This window comes from Pseudomonas paeninsulae, from assembly GCF_035621475.1.
In the GTDB taxonomy this organism is placed as follows: Bacteria; Pseudomonadota; Gammaproteobacteria; order Pseudomonadales; family Pseudomonadaceae; genus Aquipseudomonas; species Aquipseudomonas paeninsulae.
In genome coordinates this window covers 3112319-3130484 of the sequence record NZ_CP141799.1, presented here as the reverse complement: position 1 = coordinate 3130484, position 18166 = coordinate 3112319, and the positions used below count along the sequence as shown (strand labels likewise).

The window sequence follows — 18166 nt, the reverse complement described above, 5'->3', positions numbered from 1 at the left end:
GGTCGTGGCATTAAACCGAAAGTCAGGAGTAGGCAATGCACCCCTTTGAGGCCGAAAAACCACCGCAGTTGGCAATTTTGCTCGGTTATGCCGGGTTGCTACCCTTTGTTAGTGGTGCGCTGGGAATCTGGGTGATTCCATTGGGTTGGCGTCCCTTCGTTTTAGAGGCGTTGCTGGATTTCGCAGCCTTGATCCTGGCTTTTATGGGGGCGATCCATTGGGGCCTGGCGATACGGGCCGAGGAGAGCGATGAGCAAGCGCAGATTCAGTTAGGCTTGTCGGTGATTCCGCCATTGCTCGGCTGGTTGGCTATTTCTGCAGGAATGCCAATGGGGTTGGCCCTGCCGACACTTCTGATCGCGTTCGTAGGTCTTCATTTTGCTGATGTGCATGCGGTCAAGTTGGGGCTGGCTCCACGCTGGTACTCGAGCTTGCGTATGCCGCTAACCGTGGTTGTCTCACTCAGTTTGTTATTGGCCTGGGCCAGTGTGTTGGTTGCATGAATTCAGTGCGTCGCTGATGTATGCCCGCGCGACTCGAGCCGTTGCCCCCAGTCGTAGTGAAAGCCCTGATCGCGTTGTCTCGGCTGGCCAAGTCCTGAGGGACTGCTCATCGTCATTAGAGTCAGCCGGGGTTGGTGGTCTAGCTGGATGAGCCGGTATCTAGCGTTGTGGGAGCGGACCTGGCGCTAACACGCCAGACTGTCAGCTTGGCGATAGAGCATTAGCAGTTTACGGGTGATGGTCTGCTGAATATCGTCGCGCTCGAACGTGGACAATCGGCTGAGGTGGCTGACCTGCAAGCGGTGCAAGTGGATATATGGCATCTGTTGATCAAACTCGCGCAGATCACCTTTCATCATGATGGGCAGAAAAACGTCGCCGGCTTTCTTCTGATTGCTGATGATTTGCGCCAATGCGCGCTTGAACGGCATGGTTTTCGGCGCGGAGCCACCGTCTGTTATCCGTGTGGATAACAGCAGGCCCGGTTTCCCCAGTACCACGCCCGGCAATACGCAGAGCCCGGTTTTGCGTACTGCGTGTGCTTCGATGCCATGCAGGGTGTCATGGAACGCATAGGGGTTGGGCAGTACCACCATTTTGCGTCCCTGATCGTGGGGGAAGTGCAGGTTGTAATTGGTGTAGAGCTGACGCACGGATTCGGAATAGACGCACAAGCGGTTTTCGAACAACTTGATGAAGCTCTCAGCCAGCTCGCGTCGAGCCATGCTGTCCAGATCCCAGATCAAATCCTGATTCTGCGGTCGGTCGAGGTCGACTTCCTGATGTTCCATGCCGCTCATTCATTCCCTCATACGCGAAACTGGCCCAGTAATTGATTGAGCTGCTCAGCCAGTTGGCCCAGGCGTTGGCTGGACTCGCTGGATTGTTCAGCAGCGAGTGCGTTGCTGTGTGCTAAACCGGCTGCCTGGGTGACATTCTGGTTGATATCTTCAACCACCTGCGACTGCTGTAGTGTGGCACTGGCGATCGAGGCGTTCAAACCGGTGAGGTTGCGCAGCGATTGGGCAATTTGCCCCAGGCTCTCACCGGCCAGGCTGGCTTGCTCGACCGTGAGCTGTGACGCGCGGCTGCTTTCATTGATGACTTTCACTGCAGCTTCGGAATTGCCTTGCAAGCGCTCGATCATACCCTGAATTTCAGCGGTCGATTGCTGGGTGCGTTGAGCCAGCAAACGCACTTCGTCGGCGACCACGGCAAAACCGCGACCTTGTTCGCCAGCGCGGGCGGCTTCGATCGCAGCATTGAGGGCGAGGAGGTTGGTCTGTTCGGCAATCGAGCGAATTACTTCCAAAACGCTGCCTATCTGCGTGCTTTCTAGAGCCAGCTTTTGAATCACCTCCACCGCCTGATTGATCGTGCCAGACAGTTGGCTGATCTGGCGCAGGCTGGCGTCGATGTTCTGCTGGCCTTGGCTCGCCTGGGCTTCGGCGGCATGTACTTCGCTCGACGCATGTTCGGCATTTTTCGCGACGTCTTGTACGCCATAGGTTACCTGGTTGATCGCGGTGGCCACGAGTTCCATCTGCTGAGATTGCTGCTGACCATGCTGCTGGGCCTCACGGGCAATGCTACCGAGCGAGCGAGCGGCTTGATCGAGTGCACCGGCAGAGTCGAGTGACTGGCGGATCACGTGGCGCAATTTTTCGGTAAAGGCATTGAAGTGTCTGGCCAAGGCGGTCAGTTCGTCATTGCCGTTGGTATCCATGGAGTGGGTCAGGTCGCCTTCACCGTTGGCGATGTTGGCCATGGCGTCGACCTGCTCCTGCAGGGGCCGGGCAATACTGCGCGAGATCAGGGTTACCAGCAGGGTCATCAGCAGAGCGATCGCAATGCCGATAGCGAGTGCGCGTAAGGCTTGTGCCTGGAACTCCTCCTGCACGTCATCGACATACACGCCCGAACCGATGATCCAACCCCAGGGCTGGAACAAGCTAACGTAGGAAACCTTGGCTATCGGGTCGCTCGAGCCTGGCTTCGGCCAGCGATAATGCACTGGGCCGGCGCCCTTGGTTTTGCTGATCTGCACCATTTCATTGAACAGCGCCTTGCCGTCCTGATCCTTGACGGCGGAAAGGTTCTGTCCTTCGAGTTTGGGGTTGGTTGGATGCATGATCATGGTTGGCGTCTGGTCATTGATCCAGAAATACTCCTGGCCGTCGTAGCGCAGGCCGCGGATCACCTCAATGGCCTGTTTCTGCGCCTCCTCGCGACTGAGCGTAGTGGCTGCCTCGAGGCTGTGGTAATGGGCGAGAATGCCTGCCGCGCTCTGTACCACGTGCTGGGTCTTCTCTTCTTTGGCGGCATACAGGTTGCGATTAACCTGTTGCAGCATCAACGACCCGAGGATGAACAACATGGCGATGGCGACAACGAGAATAAGCCACAAGCGACGGCTAATAGGCAGACTGCGTAGGCTGTTCATAGAAAGGCTCTCTCGGTTCTTGATCTGGGGGGGCAGGGCGCGTCCCTTATATACGGAATGCACCACTGGTTGTTCTAGACCATCCGCCAATTGGCTTGAGGCGTTGGGCGATGCCGAAATTTCCTCGAATCTGCATCAGTTGGCTCTAATGCAGACAATAAAACCTGGGTCTCTGATAGCATTTCGGCCGCGCAGGCCAAAACCTGAGGGTTTCCCGGCTTTTCCTGTTTATTAGGACCGAAGCACAGGGTCTGAGTCCGACAGCCGTTCAAGTGTTGATGGTGTTTCACATAATTTATGTCGTTCGTGCGGTGCATACCGCGCGCCTTAGGAGTGTTGATGGATCTTTGGACCGCCGTGCAGTCGTTTATTTTGGGTGTTGTCGAGGGTATTACCGAGTTTTTGCCGATTTCCAGTACGGGTCATCAAATCATAGTCGCCGATCTCATCGACTTTTCCGGTGAGCGGGCCATGGCGTTCAATATCATTATCCAGTTGGGCGCGATCCTGGCGGTGGTTTGGCAATTCAGGCGCAAGATCATCGAGGTGGTGGTTGGCTTGCCGCGGGAGGCAGAAGCGCAACGCTTCACCGCCAATCTGCTAGTTGCCTTCCTGCCCGCGGTGATTCTCGGTGTGAGCTTTGCCGATCTGATTCATCAATACCTGTTCAATCCGATTACTGTCGCTGCAGCGCTGATAGTGGGTGGCGTGATCATGCTCTGGGCTGAGCGGCGTGAGCATGTTATCCACGCCGAAAGCGTCGACGATATGACCTGGAAGGATGCGCTGAAAGTCGGCTTTGCCCAGTGTCTGGCGATGATTCCGGGCACCTCGCGCTCGGGCGCGACGATTATCGGCGGCCTGTTGTTTGGCCTGTCACGCAAGGCGGCTACCGAGTTCTCCTTCTTTCTGGCGATGCCCACCATGGTCGGCGCGGCGGTGTTCTCCGGCTACAAGTACCGCGAACTGTTCCTGCCTGCGGATCTGCCGGTGTTCGCCATCGGTTTCGTGACCTCGTTCATCTTCGCCATGATCGCCGTGCGTGCACTGCTCAAGTTCATCGGCAGCCATAGTTATGCGGTATTCGCTTGGTATCGCATCGGTTTCGGTCTGCTGATTCTGGCGACCTGGCAGCTGCATCTGATCGACTGGAGTACCGCCCAAGGTTGAACGTGTAAGGCTGTATTCGGCGGATTGATAAAAGGCGCGCTGCTTGGCGCGCCTTTGTCATAGTGATGCCCGCTCATGGAGGCCTGTTATGAATTCGCTGGAACACCAACTGCTCGACGTCAACGGCATCACGCTTAGCCTCTACAGTGCAGGTCCTGCGGATGGACGTCCGCTGTGGTTGCTGCATGGTTTTCCCGAATGCTGGCACTCCTGGCGTCAGCAGATCGGTCCATTGGCGGCGGCTGGTTATCGAGTGCTGATTCCGGAAATGCGTGGCTATGGGCAAAGCAGTGCGCCGCGTGATCCAGCGGCTTATGACCTGATTACCGTGTGTGGCGATATCCAGGCAGCCATGGATCTGCTCGGGCACAGCGAGGCGTGCGTGGTCGGCCACGATTGGGGCGCGCCGATTGCCTGGCACCTGGCGTTATTGGCGCCGCAGCGGGTAAAAGCAGTGGTTGGCATGGCCGTGCCATTTGGCGGGCGGCCCCGGCAGCCCGCGATTGACATGATGCGTCAGCACTATGCCAAGCGCTTCCATTACATCCTGCACTTCCAGCAACCCGGTGTTGCCGAGCAGGAAATGGACGCCGATATCCCGCGCACCCTGCGCATGATGATGCACAACACCTCTGCCGCCGTACCCAAGGACTTTTTCCTGCAGGAAAAGCCTGCGGGTGCCGGGTTGTTCGACGGCATGCAGGACCCCGGCATATTGCCGCTTTGGTGCGATGTCGAGGCGTTCAACCACTACCTGCAGACCTTCACTGGACGCGGTTTCCATGGCGCACTCAACTGGTACCGCAACTTCGAACGCAACTGGAAGCGCACCGAGGCGTTGGCTGACAAGCACATCGAACAACCGGCGATGTTCCTGCTCGGCGACAAGGACCCGGTTGGCACCCTGGAAGCCTACACCCTCAAGCAGATGCCCAAGCGCATCGCGAACCTGGAACAACATCTGCTGAGCGATTGCGGTCACTGGATCCAGAACGAACAGGCCGCCCAGGTAAATCGGCTATTGCTGGCGTTTCTCACGCGTCACTACGCCGCGTGAGCCCGCTAGAATAGATCCTTTTAAGTTAAGGACTGGCGTCATGGAACAGCGCGGGCTGTTGCGCAATTGGGACGACGACAAGGGCTTTGGCTTTATCCAGCCGCAGCAGGGCGGTGGCGAGGTGTTTGCGCATATCTCGGCGATGCGTGGCGATCGGCGTCCTGTAGCCGGCGACCAGGTGCTGTATATCGCTGGCAAGGACCGGCAAGGGCGTCTGCGCGCCGAGCATATACGCCTGGCGGGCGATTTGGCGCTCGATCAGCCGGCCATCCGGCGGAAGCCGCGGTCCGCCAAACCGTCACCTGCGCTGGTGCGAAAACCCAGTCAGCCAAGGGCAAAACGCGAGGCCTCTGGACCGATTCAGAACCTCGGCCTTAAGTCGTTGCTGTTTGCCGGATTGGGCGGCCTGCCGCTATTTGGCGCACTGCAACTGCTGCTGAGTGCGGGCTTGATCTGGGCGCTGGTGGCATATGCCGCCGCTAGCCTGATCAGCTTCGGGCAATACTGGCATGACAAGGCCCGTGCGCTGCATGGCGGCAGGCGTATCCCGGAGAACAGCTTGCATCTGGTCGAGTTGCTGGGCGGCTGGCCCGGCGCGTTGTTGGCTCAGCAGATCTTTCGCCATAAAACCCGCAAGGGGTCTTATCAGCTGCTGTTCTGGACGATTGTCGCAGCACACCAGGCGTTCTGGTTCGATTGGCTGGTGCTGGACGGTGCCTATTTCGGTGCCGTGCTGGGCTAGATCAATCACAGGTCGAGGAGCAGGCCCACTTGCAGGCGTTTGGGCAGCCTGCGTACCACCAATTGGTGCGAGCGGGTCAGCAGTTGCCACAGTTCGTCGTCGCCAAGGGGCGGGTGTGCGCAACTCATGCTGATCCAGTGCGCCCGCGCCAGATAGGGCGCCGGGCGGATGCCGGGGCGGTCGACGTAACCAAGGAACAAATCGCTGTCGACCTTGAACGCCAGTTCATGGCCGAGAAAATTGAGGATGGCGAACATCTTGTTGCCCGCCACGGAAAACACCTGGTTGTTGCCCCACTTGAAATCTTCGCGGGCACCGGGCAGTTGCAGACAAAAAGCGGCTATTTCCTGTTGTTTCATGTGCCTCGAGCCTTGTTGCGGGTTCTCTAGCTAAGCTAGCAGAGTGTTGGCCCAACCTTCAGCCCCGATGGAGATTTCCTTATGTCGCTGTCCATGTATGACGCCTCGCTTGCGCAGTTCATTCGTATGCTTGGCAACCTGTCGGCCATCCTGGATAAAGCCGAAGCTTACGCCGCTGAGCGCAAGATCGAGGCGAGCGTGCTGCTCAATGCGCGCCTGGCGCCGGATATGCTGCCCTTGATAAGCCAGGTGCAGATCGCCAGCGACAGCGTCAAAGGCTGCGCCGCGCGTCTGGCCGGTATCGACATCCCCAGCTATGTCGACAACGAAAGCAGCTTTGCCGAATTGCAGGCGCGTATCGCCAAGACCCAGGCATTTCTCGGCAGCGTTACTGCGGTGCAGCTCGAGGGCAGCGAAGGCAAGTCGATCACCCTGAACTTTCCGGGTCTGGAGTTGCAGTTCACGGGGCAGGAGTACTTGCTGCATTTCGTCCTGCCGAATTTCTATTTTCACCTGACCACCGCCTACGCGATCCTGCGCCACAACGGCCTGGATATAGGCAAGATGGATTTCCTCGGCCGACCTTGAGTCCCCAGGCGCCGTAGTGCCCGTTACTCAGGAACGTGCGGCTGTCCCGGTAAGGCGAAAGTGGCGGGTTTCGGTGGCATGGAGGCGTGGAAGCAGGGACGGAGTTGGCGCATGGCCGGGAGTTAAAATCTAGTGCGTCATTCGGGCGGCACGTAACCTGCCAAGCGGGGGCGGCCTGTTCCATCTGCTTGTTCGCCAGGCGCACAACACTTGTGCGCGGTGGCGTGAACTAGCGGGCCAGAGCGCGTGCTAGGCTTTGTGCCGGCCTGTTCGGGCCTTATTGCGAGTGTCGTCGATGTCTTCCTCTGCTGCCAGTGCATACCTCAAACGCGGCACCCCTGCCTACCGGCGTGCCACCCTGGCGTTGTTCTGCGCCGGTTTCGCCACCTTTGCCTTGCTCTATTGCGTGCAGCCGCTGTTGCCGCTGTTGGCCGCGCACTTCTCGGTATCGGCGGCCGGTAGTAGCCTGGCGTTGTCGCTGACCACCCTGAGCCTGGCGCTGTGCCTGCTGGTATCAGGCGCGTTGGCCGAGAGCTGGGGGCGCAAGCCGGTGATGGTCGGTGCCTTGGGCCTGGCCTGTGTGCTCGGCATCGCCTGTGCGCTGGTCGAAACCTGGGACTACCTGTTGCTGCTGCGCGCGTTGCTCGGCCTGGCACTGAGCGGCTTGCCAGCGCTGGCCATGGCCTATGTTGGCGAGGAATTCGATCCCGAGGCGTTGCCGGCGGCGATGGGCCTGTACATCGGCGGTACGGCTCTGGGCGGCCTGCTCGGACGTTTGCTCGCAGGCCTGCTCAGCGATATCGGCGGCTGGCCGCTGGCGCTGGGCGGCATCGCCGGCATGGGCTTGCTGGCTTTGGCGTTGTTTATCTGGCTGTTGCCGCCGTCGCGGCATTTTCGCGCCCAGCCATTGTCGCTGCGCGGGTTGCTCGGCAACTTCGCTCAACACCTGGGCAACCGGCAGCTGCGCGCGCTGTTTCTGCTGGCGTTTCTGTTGATGGGCGGCTTCGTCGCGCTGTTCAACTATGTCGGTTTTCGCCTGGCGGCGGCGCCGTTCAGTTTGTCGTCGACGTTGATCGGCCTGCTGTTCACGGTGTATCTGGTCGGGATTCTCAGTGCCGGTTGGGCCGGGCGCCTGGTGCCGCATTTCGGTGCGCGCCAGGTGCTGCAGGGCGGTATCGGCATCATGCTGCTCGGCGTCGCGCTCTGTGCCACGCCTTGGCTGAGCGCCGTGGTGCTGGGCCTGGCGCTGCTGACCCTGGGCTTCTTCGCCGCCCATGCGGTGGCCAGCGGTCAGGTCGGTCAGCATGCCAAAGGCGCCAAGGCGCAGGCCTCGGCGCTGTATCTGTGTGCCTATTACCTGGGCTCCAGCGTGGTCGGCTATGTCGGCGGCTATGTCTGGGAACATGCCGGCTGGTTGCCGTTGCTGGCGGTGTTGGCGGGGTTGTTCCTGCTAGCCGGATGGTGGGCGCGTAAGCTCTGACTGTACCGTTTTCCCGGATGACAGCCGGGCTGCGGCTGCGGTGTAGGCCGTACTCGCGAAGCAGTCCGGTGCGCGGTAATAGTCGGCTGTTCGTTGCGCTCCTGAGCGGCGGCCGCTGCGGTCCGCCCTAGGGTTTTGCACGGCTTGCGTATCGACAGCCCCGAGGCATCTGCATTCGATACGGCGTCAGCTTTCCTGGGCGCGATAAGCACCCGGGGTCAGGCCGGTCCACTTCTTGAACGCGCGATGAAAGGCCGAGGGCTCGGAAAACCCCAGCTGCTCGGCAATGTCCTGAATCGACAGGTCATCGCGGCCCAGGTGGTAGATGGCCAGGTCGCGGCGCAGGTGATCCTTCAGCTCCTGAAAGCTCGAACCCTCCTCGCGCAGATGCCGACGCAGGGTCTGCGGGCTCATATGCAGTTGTTGCGCGACCGCGTCCAGGTCCGGCCAGGCGCTGCAGTCGCGCCCGAGCAAGCGGCGGATCTGGCTGATCAGGCTGTCGCCGCCATCTGGGCGGGCCAACAGATCGGCGGGGGAGTGTTGGAGGAATTGTTTGAGCGTGCGTTCGTCCTGCAGCAGCGGCATGGCCAGGTAGCGGGCGTGGAACAGCAGGCTGGTTTGCCCAGTGGCGAAGCGCCGGTTGCAAGGGAATAGCAGCTCGTATTCGCCAGCGTGAGCGGGTTGGCTGTAGGTGAAGGTGGCTTCTTCCAGGCGGATACGCTGGCCGATCAACCAGCTACCGAGGCGATGCCAGATCACCAGCAGGCTCTCGACCAGAAAGTGGTCGGGGTCGCACAGGGTTGAGTCGTCCACCGACAGCCGCGCCCAGTCGCCTTCGCGCTGGATGCTGATGGTCGGGGCTTCGGGGAACAGGCTGTAGAACAGCGCGCCCCGGCCCAGGGCTTTTTCCAGTGAACGGCAGTGGATGATGGCGTAACACATCATGGCGAAGGTGCCGGGCTTGCTGCGCAGGCGGCCAAAGCCGAGGTATTCATCGCCAAGGCTTTCCCACAGTAATTGCATCAGGCGGGCGAACTGTTCGGGGGCGACCCGTGCGCGCGGCTCATCGAGCAGGGTGGCCTGAATGCCCACTTGGCGCAGTAGCGCGGCGCAGTCGTGGCCCTGGCGTTCGGCTCCACTCAACGCGGCGCGGACAAAGTGGCTGGCGATGGTGCGTTCGCGCATGACAACTCCTTGAAAGTGCGCCGATGGTAGGCAGCTCAATGGGCTGAGGACAAGTGCCGAGCGAATGGGTCAATCCAGGCTGAGCGTATGGGTCATTGAGGCAGCCGGGTGGGCGGGCCTAACCTGCAACACGACTTCAACTCAGGGAGCACACTCGCATGCAGCGCAACATTTTCGACACTGAACACACCATGTTCCGTGACGCCTTCGCAGCCTTTCTGAAGAAAGAGGTGGTGCCGCATCAAGATCAGTGGGAGGCCGACGGCATGGTCAGCCGTGAGGTGTGGAAGAAGGCCGGCGAGATGGGTTTCCTGCTGCCCTGGGCGGACGAGGAATACGGCGGTTCGGGCCTCAAGGATTTTCGCTATGAGCAGATCATGTGCGAGGAGCTGGCCAAGATAAACGAGGCAGGCTTCATGCTGCCGCTGCATTCGGCGCTCTGTGGTCCCTATATAGCCGAGTACGGTAACGCCGAGCAGAAGGCGCGGTTTATGCCGGGCATCATCAGTGGTGAGCTGATTTTAGCCGTGGCGATGACCGAGCCCAGCGCTGGCTCCGATCTAGCTGGCATGCGCACCAGCGCGGTGGACAAGGGCGATCACTACCTACTCAACGGCTCCAAGGTGTTCATCTCCAACGGCTTGCTGGCCGATGTGGTGATAGTCGCGGCCAAGACTGACCCGGATAACAAACACGCCATGGGCCTGTTCCTGATTGAGCGTGGGATGGAAGGTTTCGAACGCGGCAAGAAGCTGGAAAAACTCGGCATGAAGAGCCAGGACACCGCCGAGCTGTTCTTCAATAACGTCAAAGTACCCAAGGCCAATCTGCTCGGCGATGCCAAGGGTGGTTTTTTCTATTTGATGAACATGCTCGCCCAGGAACGCCTGACCAACGCCTGCGGCGCGGTGGCCGGTGCCGAGGCGGCGCTGCAGGTGACCATCGATTATGTGCGCGAGCGCAAGGCGTTCGATCGGCCGATCTCGCACTTCCAGAACACCCGTTTCAAGCTGGCGGAAATGCGCACTCAGATTGATGTGGCCCAGGTGTTCGTCGACCGTTGCGTGATGGATCACAACGAGAAAAAGCTCACCCCGGAAGTCGCCGCCGAGGCCAAGTTGTTTACCACTGAGCTACTGGGCAAGGTGGTGGATGAAGGGGTACAACTGCACGGCGGCTGGGGCTATATGTGGGAATACCCAATCTGCAAGATGTACGCGAACGCGCGTATTCAGCGCATTTTTGCAGGTACTTCGGAGATCATGAAAGAGATCATCAGCCGCGGCATGAAGCTTTAATCGAGGGTCGGACACCTAAGCGTCCAGCGCTGAACTAGAACAATAATCATGAGGGCGGGATATGACGGATCAACTGCCTCTGGAGCGTTTCGCGCTCTGGGTCGAGAAACGCCCGGATGCGGCCTGGCTGCGCCAGCCGGTAAACGGCCAGTGGCATGATTTCACCTGGCGTCAGGTCGATGACCAGGCCCGGCGTTTGGCCAGCGCACTGCTGGCCCAGGGCTGCGAGCCGGGAGACCGGGTGGCGCTGCTGTCGAAGAACTGCGCCGAATGGTTTATCTGTGATCTGGCCATCATGATGGCTGGGCTGGTCAGCGTGCCGTTGTATCCGCTGCAATCGGCCGAGAGCATTGCCTACGTGCTGGAGCACGCGCAGTGCAAGGTCATCCTGCTCGGCAAGCTGGATGACGCAGAGAAGCTGGAGGCGGGGATTGGCCCGCAGCTGACGCGCATTGCTCTGCCGTATCCGACCCTAGCCTGCACCCATGATTGGCACACGTTGCTGGCCGCCCATGAGCCGTTGCAAACTCCTGCAGTGCAACTGCCTGACCAAGTGCTGACGCTGGTGTATACCTCCGGCACCACGGGTAATCCCAAGGGGGTGATGCTCTCGGTGCACGCTATGGCCTTTACCGCAGCCAACGCCTGCCGGGAAATGGACATGAGTACGGAAGATCGATTCTTCTCCTTTCTGCCGTTGTCGCATGTGGCCGAGCGCTTTATGGTCGAATTCAACAGCCTGTATAGCGGCGCGCCAGTGGCGTTTGTTGAGTCGATGGAGACCTTTTCCCGCGATCTGTGCCATGTGCGGCCCACGGTGTTTTTCGCCGTGCCACGCCTTTGGACACGCTTTCAGCTGGGGGTGCTGGAGAAACTGCCGCAGGCCAAGCTGACCCTGCTACTGCGTATCCCGTTGCTGGGGCGGCTGGTCGCGCGCAAGGTGCGTCGCGGCCTGGGCCTCGATCAGGCACGCATCATGATCTCTGGCGCTGCGGCGATTTCGCGTGGGCTGCTCGACTGGTATCAAACTATCGGCCTGACTCTCTGTGAAGGCTATGGCATGAGTGAAAATGTCGCCTACGGCTGCTTCAATCGGCCCGGTCAGGTGCGCTTTGGCACTGTGGGGCGGCCGATGAAAGGCCTGGAGGTGCGTATAGCCGACACTGGCGAGATTTTGTTTCGCAGCCCGACGCTGATGCTCGGCTATTACCGGGACCCAGAGAAAACCGCCGAGGCGTTGGTCGATGGCTGGCTACACACCGGTGACAAGGGTGAATTGGACAGCGATGGCTACTTGCGCATCACCGGACGGGTGAAGGACATCTTCAAAACCAGCAAGGGCAAGTACATCGCTCCGGCACCGATTGAGGGTGAGATTGCCAAGAATCAGTGGATCGAACAGGTGTGCCTGATGGGCAGCAATCTGGATCAGCCGCTGGCGCTGATCGAGCTGTCGCCCGCAGCCCGCAATCAGGCGCGCGAACAGGTGACGGCTGACCTGCAGCAAACCTTGCAGCAACTCAATGCCACGCTGCAAAACCATGAGAGGATCAGCCATTTTGTGCTGGTGCGTGAACCCTGGACCGTGGACAACGGTTGCATGACGCCGACCATGAAAATCCGCCGCAATGTGCTGGAAGCGCGCTTTGCTGAGGAAGTCGGCGCACTCAATGTCAAGCAGCCACTGCATTGGCAATGACTCGACTACGTAGGATGGGGCGGGCCGCGTAGGTTGAGCGCAGCGATACCCATCGGCATTTTAAAGAGTATCCACAGGAGTTTTTATGTCAGGCCCGCTCTCCACCCTGAAAGTGCTGGATTTTTCCACCCTATTGCCTGGGCCATTCGCCTCATTACTGCTGGCTGATATGGGCGCGGAGGTACTGCGGGTTGAGTCGCCCACACGCATGGACCTGGTGCGCGTATTGCCGCCGCATGACGGCGGGGTGTCCGCCAGCCATGCCTACCTCAACCGCAACAAGCGCTGCATCGCCCTGGATCTGAAGCAGGCCGAGGCGGTGGCGATGGTTAAACAGTTGGTGGCCGATTACGACATCGTTCTTGAGCAGTTTCGTCCTGGGGTGATGGACAAACTCGGCGTGGGCTATGAGGCGCTCAAGGCGATCAACCCCAGGCTGATCTACGTGTCGATCACCGGTTATGGCCAGACCGGGCCGTATAAAGACCGGGCCGGGCATGACATCAATTACCTGGCCCTGGCCGGCATCGCCAGTTACACCGGGCGGCGAGAAACAGGGCCTTTGCCGCTGGGCATTCAGGCGGCGGATATTGCCGGTGGCTCATTGCACGGGGTGATCGGCTTGCTGGCCGCAGTATTTCAGCGGCAGGCAACGGGGCAGGGGCAGCAGGTGGATATCAGTATGACCGACTGCGCCTTCAGCCTGCACGGCATGGCCGGGGCGGGTTATCTGGCTGCCGGGGTCGAGCCGCAGATGGAAAACCAGGTGCTCAACGGCGGCAGTTTCTACGACTACTACCGCACCCGTGATGGTCGCTGGTTCTCGGTCGGCAGCCTGGAGCCGCAGTTCATGCAGCAGTTCTGCGCCGCCTTGGGACGTCCGGAACTGGCTGCCCGCGGCCTGTCGCCCAAGCCCGAGGATCAGTGCGCACTAAAGCGCGAGCTTGAGATCGAATTCGAGACGCGCGATTTTGCCGAATGGAGCCAGCTATTCGCCGGTCTGGACGCCTGCGTCGAGCCGATGCTGAGCCTGGCCGAGGCGGTCGAGCACCCGCAGCTCAAGGCCCGCCAAGTGATCACCGAGGTGCCGCGGAGCGATCAGGCCCCGCAGCAGCAGATCGCCTGCCCGATCAAGTTCTCCGGTGGCTTGCCCGAGCCTAGGCATGTGGGCGCAGCGCTGGGGGCACACACCGAGGAGGTATTGCGCGAGCTGGGCTACTCGGCTGAACGGATCACCGCGCTGAAGGCGGCCAAGGTCGTGGCGTAAGGGGCTGGCAGCGATCCATGGCGCTATGTTTCGGGCATGGGCTGCGCTCCTCAAACTCAATCGAGGTCTTTGTTTCGGGCTTTATCCGAGGCGCTTTGATCGCCTCAACCACTAATGGACGCGGAGCGTTCGGGCCGCCTACCCACGCGGAGCGTGGGCACGATCATTACACGTCGTGTCGACCAAGCGCTGTTGCGCAGCACTTGCAAGGGGGTGCGTAGATCGAGACCATCTACGCCGTGCAGGAGCGGCGTGTTGGGGCCTACCCTGCGGCGGCCCCGCGCACCCTACGCGGAAAGCGGCAATCCCGCCCCCGCCAGCTGTTGCCGGTAGCAATCCTGCAGGCCGTTTGCAGCCGGCCATACCGGGGTGATGAACTCGTCCAGCGCCACATGACTGGCGACCCGACAACGGCTCGGTAGGTCGCAATCCCGGTAGAAGCTATTGACCACCTCGACCATCGACTGGCGCTGATTGTCCAGCAGGATAGCGGCATGGGCCAGGGTCACGTGGCGGCCATCGCTCGGCCGCCGGCGCCAGCGTTGCGCGGTACCGACCAGCTTGCGTTGCTCCAGGGTGACGTTGTAGCGGCCGTCGCAGAAGGCGCCATCCACTTCGCCCAGGCCGGGATCCAGACCGAGGTCGCGCAACCAGTCGCACAGTGGCTCGCACAGGCGCAGGTAGGCCGTTTCGATGCGTTTTTGCTCATCGTCGCCCGCGGGCACGGCATAGGCCAACGCCACGTTGAGCACCGCCGGAGACTGCGGCACCGGTTCGCCGCCGGTGTCGCGCAGTGCCACCGGCCAGCCTTGCGCCGCGCAGGCCGCCTCGGCGGCGGCGAAACCAGCCAGACGGCTCAGGCGGCGCGGCATCACCAGCGCGGCATCCAGTGGCCGCCAGAACAGCAAGCCACAGTCGAGGGCACCGGCATGCACCTGTTCCAGTAACTGCCGTTCCGCATCCAGACCGGCCTCGACCGGCAGTCGTTGTATGGGCGTCATGTCACCTCGTTTCGCTTGAGTCGTCGGTACAAACCATCGAGAAACTACACCGCTGATGGTAACCGACTTACCCTTATCTGCCATTCCCGGGGGCGGCCGTGCTGCCGCGGGTGCGAATCGCGTGCAGGCCGAACCAGCACAGGTAGCGCTCGCTCAGTACGCCGAGCAGGGCGAAGACGCTGTTGCCAATCTCCAGGGCACCGACGATGGCAATCAGCAGCCGTGCTGCATCAGATCAGACCCCAGCCAGATGGCCGCAGAGGAACGCTGCCCCGGCCTGCTGACCTGCGCGGTACCGATACCGTACAACGCCAGCACTCCAGATCCAGACGTGATGCCGGCGAGTGGGGCCTTGGCGGTCTGAGTTGCGCGCAGCTGCGGTCGTTGGTAATGCAGATGGGCCTATCCCAGGTGTCTGCTGGCTGACGAGGGGCCGCCGCTTGGCTCTTCGATGTATTGCGGGGGAACCTCGACGGATGCTCACTCCACTCGCTGTTCGCCGGTATAGCTCAGGGTCACCTTGCAGCGCCGGCAGAAGTAGCGCCGGCCTTTGCCGACCAGGGCGTGACGTTGGGCGGAGAAGGGGAAATCGCCCTGGGGGCAGCTGCAGCGGTAGATAAAGCGGCTGACCTTGCGACGCTTGACGTCATAGCTATGGCAGCGGTTAGGCGGCAACTCATAGACGCCGCGCATGATCAGTTGCCATTCCTCGCCGTGAGCTTGGATCTTCAGGCCAAACAGTTGATGGGCGATCAGGTGTGCTACTTCGTGGGCCACCGTCTGTTTGAGGAAATCTTCGCGGTTTTCCCGGTATAGCTGGGGGTTGAAGCGCAGTTTGTTTTCCGTCAGGTGCGCCACCCCGGCCTTTTGCCCGCGCAGTTTGAAACTCACTTCGGCACGGACAAAGCGCTGTTTGAAAAAGGCCTCGGCCTGCTGGTAACAGGACTCGACACGGGTGTGGATGTGTTCGGGCATGGGCGTAACCTGAAGATGACGGCGCGATTATGCCTAAGCCGAACCGCTACGGCAGCCCCAAAACGACGAAACCACCGTGAGGTGGTTTCGTACGGTCTTCGCTGCCATGCCTTAGCTGGTGTAGACCGGGCCTACCCCAAGACCCCAGAAAATCACCGAGCAGGCGATCATCGCCACCAGTACCACCAACCCTACTGCGAGTACCGAGCTGGAGAACATGAAACCCTCATCCTCGGGGATACTCATGAAGGTTGGGATACCCACATAGAGCAGGTAGACGGTGTAACAAATGGCCAGTGTTCCCACCACCATGGCCAGCCACATATTTGGATAGAGCGCCGCCAGGCCGCCGACGAACAAGGGCGTCGCGGTGTAGGCGGCGAACACGATGCACCGGGTCAGGTTGGGGCTGGCGTCATAGGTACGTGCCATCCAGTGAATGAAGGCGCCCATCACCGCAACACCGGCAAGCATCGCCAGGTAGGTCATGATCGTCATTTGCAATGCGCTGGCTTCAGTCAGCATTACCGGTGCCCGATCACCGATGGACCAGCCAATCTGGGTGGTGCCGATAAAGGCTGAGATCGCCGGAATCGCGGCGAGCACCAGTACGTGGGTGAGATACATGTGGCTGATGGTTTCTTCTTCGCCACGAATTTCCTGCCATTCCTGATCGGGATGGGTGAAGAGCCCCCAAACGTGATGGATCATGCCAGACACCTCCTCTTGTTATGCGGTCGCCCCCCAGCGAAGTGCCCGGCGCGCGTAGACAGCTCCACCGGGTACTGGCCGAACCTATGCGACCGTATGTCGCAGTATAGGCAGAGGCTGGCGTTCGAGAGAGGGCTGCTCTTAGAGCAAATTGGTCTCTGAAAGTCAGTTGTAATAGCGTTCCAGAATTTCCATCGCTTTGTTGATTGACTGCAGGCGCGCAGTGCTGCCGCCTCGATCGGGGTGATGCAGGCTGACCAGTTGCCTGTAGCGATGCTTGATAAGTCCAAGATTGAGCACTTGCTGGCTTTCGCTCAGTTCGAACAGCTCCAAGGCTGCACGCTTTTCCTCGCCGCCTTGCATGCGTGTCCAGAAACTGGCCAGCAGCTTTTCCACATCGCGCTCGTCGGTGTCGCTCAATTGACTGAGATCCAGGTAATACTCGCGCAACGGGTCGTGCTCGCTCAGTTCGGCGCTGCCAGCCTGGTAAGGCAGCAGCTGGATGCACAGCGGGTTGATCTGGACAAAGCCGAGCCGTTCGCTCCATAGCTGCTCGCGCAGCCGGTACAGGGCGTTGAAGACCAGGAAGTGGGTGCGAAATAGCACCAGGTTGTCGGTCAGCGGCAAGTGGGGAATGTGCGTGCAGTGGCGATCTTTCAGCTGTTGGATCAACTGGTATTCGCCAATCCCGGCGGGGGCGTCCTGCAGCAGCTGGTGCAGGTGTTCTGCCAGATCGGCAGAGGGGTCAAGTTCGTCGTTCATTATTCGAGCCTAGCATTGCAGCGCGATTGGGGTAGGGCGCGTCGCGCTTTCTGGGTAAAATGCCGCTCTTTAGTAAGCCTCCGGATTCCAGTGCACCATGGGTAGCCTCTCGGTCAATCAGAACAAGCTGCAAAAACGCCTGCGTCGTCAGGCCGGCGAAGCCATTGCCGACTTCAACATGATCGAGGACGGTGACAAGGTCATGGTTTGTCTGTCCGGGGGCAAGGACAGCTACACCATGCTCGATGTGTTGCTGCATATGCAGAAGGTCGCGCCGATCAAGTTCGAGATAGTCGCGGTGAATATGGACCAGAAACAGCCAGGCTTCCCCGAGCATGTGTTGCCGGCCTACCTGGAATCCATTGGTGTGCCCTACCACATCGTCAAAAAAGACACCTATTCGGTGGTCAAGGAGATGATCCCGGAAGGCAAGACCACCTGTTCGCTGTGTTCACGCCTGCGCCGCGGCACCCTGTACACCTTCGCCGACGAGATCGGCGCGACCAAGATGGCCCTGGGGCATCACCGCGACGACATCCTGGAAACCTTCTTTCTCAACATGTTCTACGGCGGCACACTCAAGGCCATGCCGCCGAAGTTGCGTGCCGATGACGGGCGTAACGTGGTGATCCGCCCGCTGGCCTACTGCAACGAGGCGGATATCGAGGCCTACAGTAAGCTCAGGCAGTTCCCGATCATTCCCTGCAACCTCTGCGGCTCGCAGGAAAACCTGCAACGTCAGGTGGTCAAGGAGATGCTCCAGGACTGGGAGCGCAAATCGCCGGGGCGTATCGAGATCATGTTCCGCGCGTTGCAGAACGTAGTGCCCTCGCAGTTGGCCGACCGCAACCTGTTCGACTTCAAGAACCTGAGAATCGACGAAAATGCCGCATCACGCTTCGTCAATGTGATGAATCTGTAGGGCC

19 protein-coding genes are annotated in these 18166 nt (G+C 60.3%); 11 read left to right on the top strand and 8 right to left on the bottom strand.

The annotated features are described in order from the left end of the window. Positions 1-35 precede the first annotated feature (35 nt). Positions 36-503, top strand: coding sequence for a DUF3429 domain-containing protein (locus VCJ09_RS14325; RefSeq protein WP_079202355.1), 468 nt, complete (start codon positions 36-38; stop codon positions 501-503). Positions 504-688: 185 nt separating this feature from the next. Here VCJ09_RS14325 and VCJ09_RS14320 read toward each other — a convergent pair whose 3' ends face one another. After that, positions 689-1303: a hypothetical protein gene (locus VCJ09_RS14320; RefSeq protein WP_324730838.1), complete on the bottom strand. Its 615-nt coding sequence runs from the start codon at positions 1301-1303 to the stop codon at positions 689-691. An 8-nt stretch (positions 1304-1311) separates the two neighbouring features. After that, the gene (locus VCJ09_RS14315; RefSeq protein ID WP_324730837.1) at positions 1312-2946 is read right to left on the bottom strand and encodes a methyl-accepting chemotaxis protein; all 1635 of its coding nucleotides are present in this window, start codon (positions 2944-2946) and stop codon (positions 1312-1314) included. Positions 2947-3285: 339 nt separating this feature from the next. Between VCJ09_RS14315 and VCJ09_RS14310 the strand changes: the two genes are divergently transcribed. The 3 genes from VCJ09_RS14310 (at position 3286) to VCJ09_RS14300 (ending at position 5915) form a co-directional block, all read left to right on the top strand. Then, a complete protein-coding gene (locus tag VCJ09_RS14310) occupies positions 3286-4116 on the top strand; it encodes an undecaprenyl-diphosphate phosphatase (protein ID WP_324730836.1) in 831 nt (276 codons plus the stop codon). A gap of 88 nt (positions 4117-4204) precedes the next feature. Further along, entirely contained in the window at positions 4205-5173 is a 969-nt protein-coding gene (locus tag VCJ09_RS14305) for an alpha/beta fold hydrolase (protein ID WP_324730835.1), read from the top strand. A 40-nt stretch (positions 5174-5213) separates the two neighbouring features. Then, positions 5214-5915, top strand: a complete 702-nt coding sequence (locus VCJ09_RS14300) for a DUF1294 domain-containing protein (protein WP_324730834.1) — start codon at positions 5214-5216, stop codon at positions 5913-5915. Between the two features lie 5 nt (positions 5916-5920). On the opposite strand, the gene VCJ09_RS14295 is transcribed toward VCJ09_RS14300, so the two are convergent. Then, positions 5921-6274: an MmcQ/YjbR family DNA-binding protein gene (locus VCJ09_RS14295; protein WP_318961243.1), complete on the bottom strand. Its 354-nt coding sequence runs from the start codon at positions 6272-6274 to the stop codon at positions 5921-5923. Positions 6275-6355: 81 nt separating this feature from the next. Between VCJ09_RS14295 and VCJ09_RS14290 the strand changes: the two genes are divergently transcribed. Beyond that, positions 6356-6862: a DUF1993 domain-containing protein gene (locus VCJ09_RS14290; protein WP_324730833.1), complete on the top strand. Its 507-nt coding sequence runs from the start codon at positions 6356-6358 to the stop codon at positions 6860-6862. A gap of 295 nt (positions 6863-7157) precedes the next feature. Further along, positions 7158-8342 (top strand): MFS transporter, encoded by a 1185-nt coding sequence (locus VCJ09_RS14285; protein WP_324730832.1) that lies wholly within the window; start codon positions 7158-7160, stop codon positions 8340-8342. 186 nt (positions 8343-8528) lie between these two features. On the opposite strand, the gene VCJ09_RS14280 is transcribed toward VCJ09_RS14285, so the two are convergent. Next, complete coding sequence (locus VCJ09_RS14280; protein ID WP_324730831.1) at positions 8529-9527, bottom strand: AraC family transcriptional regulator; 999 nt, start codon at positions 9525-9527, stop codon at positions 8529-8531. 158 nt (positions 9528-9685) lie between these two features. On the opposite strand from VCJ09_RS14280, the gene VCJ09_RS14275 reads away from it, so the two are divergent. From VCJ09_RS14275 to VCJ09_RS14265, 3 genes are all read left to right on the top strand, one after another. Beyond that, a complete protein-coding gene (locus VCJ09_RS14275) occupies positions 9686-10825 on the top strand; it encodes an acyl-CoA dehydrogenase family protein (RefSeq protein WP_324730830.1) in 1140 nt (379 codons plus the stop codon). 61 nt (positions 10826-10886) lie between these two features. Further along, positions 10887-12524, top strand: coding sequence for an AMP-binding protein (locus VCJ09_RS14270; protein ID WP_324730829.1), 1638 nt, complete (start codon positions 10887-10889; stop codon positions 12522-12524). A gap of 85 nt (positions 12525-12609) precedes the next feature. Further along, positions 12610-13791 carry a CaiB/BaiF CoA transferase family protein gene (locus VCJ09_RS14265; RefSeq protein WP_324730828.1) on the top strand — a complete coding sequence of 394 codons (1182 nt, stop codon included), beginning with the start codon at positions 12610-12612 and terminating at the stop codon, positions 13789-13791. Positions 13792-14078: 287 nt separating this feature from the next. Here VCJ09_RS14265 and VCJ09_RS14260 read toward each other — a convergent pair whose 3' ends face one another. Then, positions 14079-14792 carry a lipoyl protein ligase domain-containing protein gene (locus VCJ09_RS14260; protein WP_324730827.1) on the bottom strand — a complete coding sequence of 238 codons (714 nt, stop codon included), beginning with the start codon at positions 14790-14792 and terminating at the stop codon, positions 14079-14081. Between the two features lie 121 nt (positions 14793-14913). Here VCJ09_RS14260 and VCJ09_RS14255 point away from each other — a divergent pair, with 121 nt between their 5' ends. After that, entirely contained in the window at positions 14914-15156 is a 243-nt protein-coding gene (locus tag VCJ09_RS14255; RefSeq protein WP_324730826.1) for a hypothetical protein, read from the top strand. Between the two features lie 116 nt (positions 15157-15272). Here VCJ09_RS14255 and VCJ09_RS14250 read toward each other — a convergent pair whose 3' ends face one another. The 3 genes from VCJ09_RS14250 to VCJ09_RS14240 form a co-directional block, all read right to left on the bottom strand. Then, complete coding sequence (locus VCJ09_RS14250) at positions 15273-15767, bottom strand: SprT family zinc-dependent metalloprotease (protein ID WP_324730825.1); 495 nt, start codon at positions 15765-15767, stop codon at positions 15273-15275. A 111-nt stretch (positions 15768-15878) separates the two neighbouring features. After that, positions 15879-16478, bottom strand: coding sequence for a Yip1 family protein (locus VCJ09_RS14245; protein WP_324730824.1), 600 nt, complete (start codon positions 16476-16478; stop codon positions 15879-15881). A gap of 165 nt (positions 16479-16643) precedes the next feature. Further along, complete coding sequence (locus VCJ09_RS14240) at positions 16644-17240, bottom strand: DNA-J related domain-containing protein (RefSeq protein ID WP_324730823.1); 597 nt, start codon at positions 17238-17240, stop codon at positions 16644-16646. A gap of 97 nt (positions 17241-17337) precedes the next feature. Here VCJ09_RS14240 and ttcA point away from each other — a divergent pair, with 97 nt between their 5' ends. Beyond that, on the top strand, positions 17338-18162 hold the full coding sequence (ttcA, locus tag VCJ09_RS14235; protein ID WP_324730822.1) for a tRNA 2-thiocytidine(32) synthetase TtcA: 825 nt from the start codon (positions 17338-17340) through the stop codon (positions 18160-18162). The last annotated feature ends 4 nt before the right edge of the window (positions 18163-18166 follow it).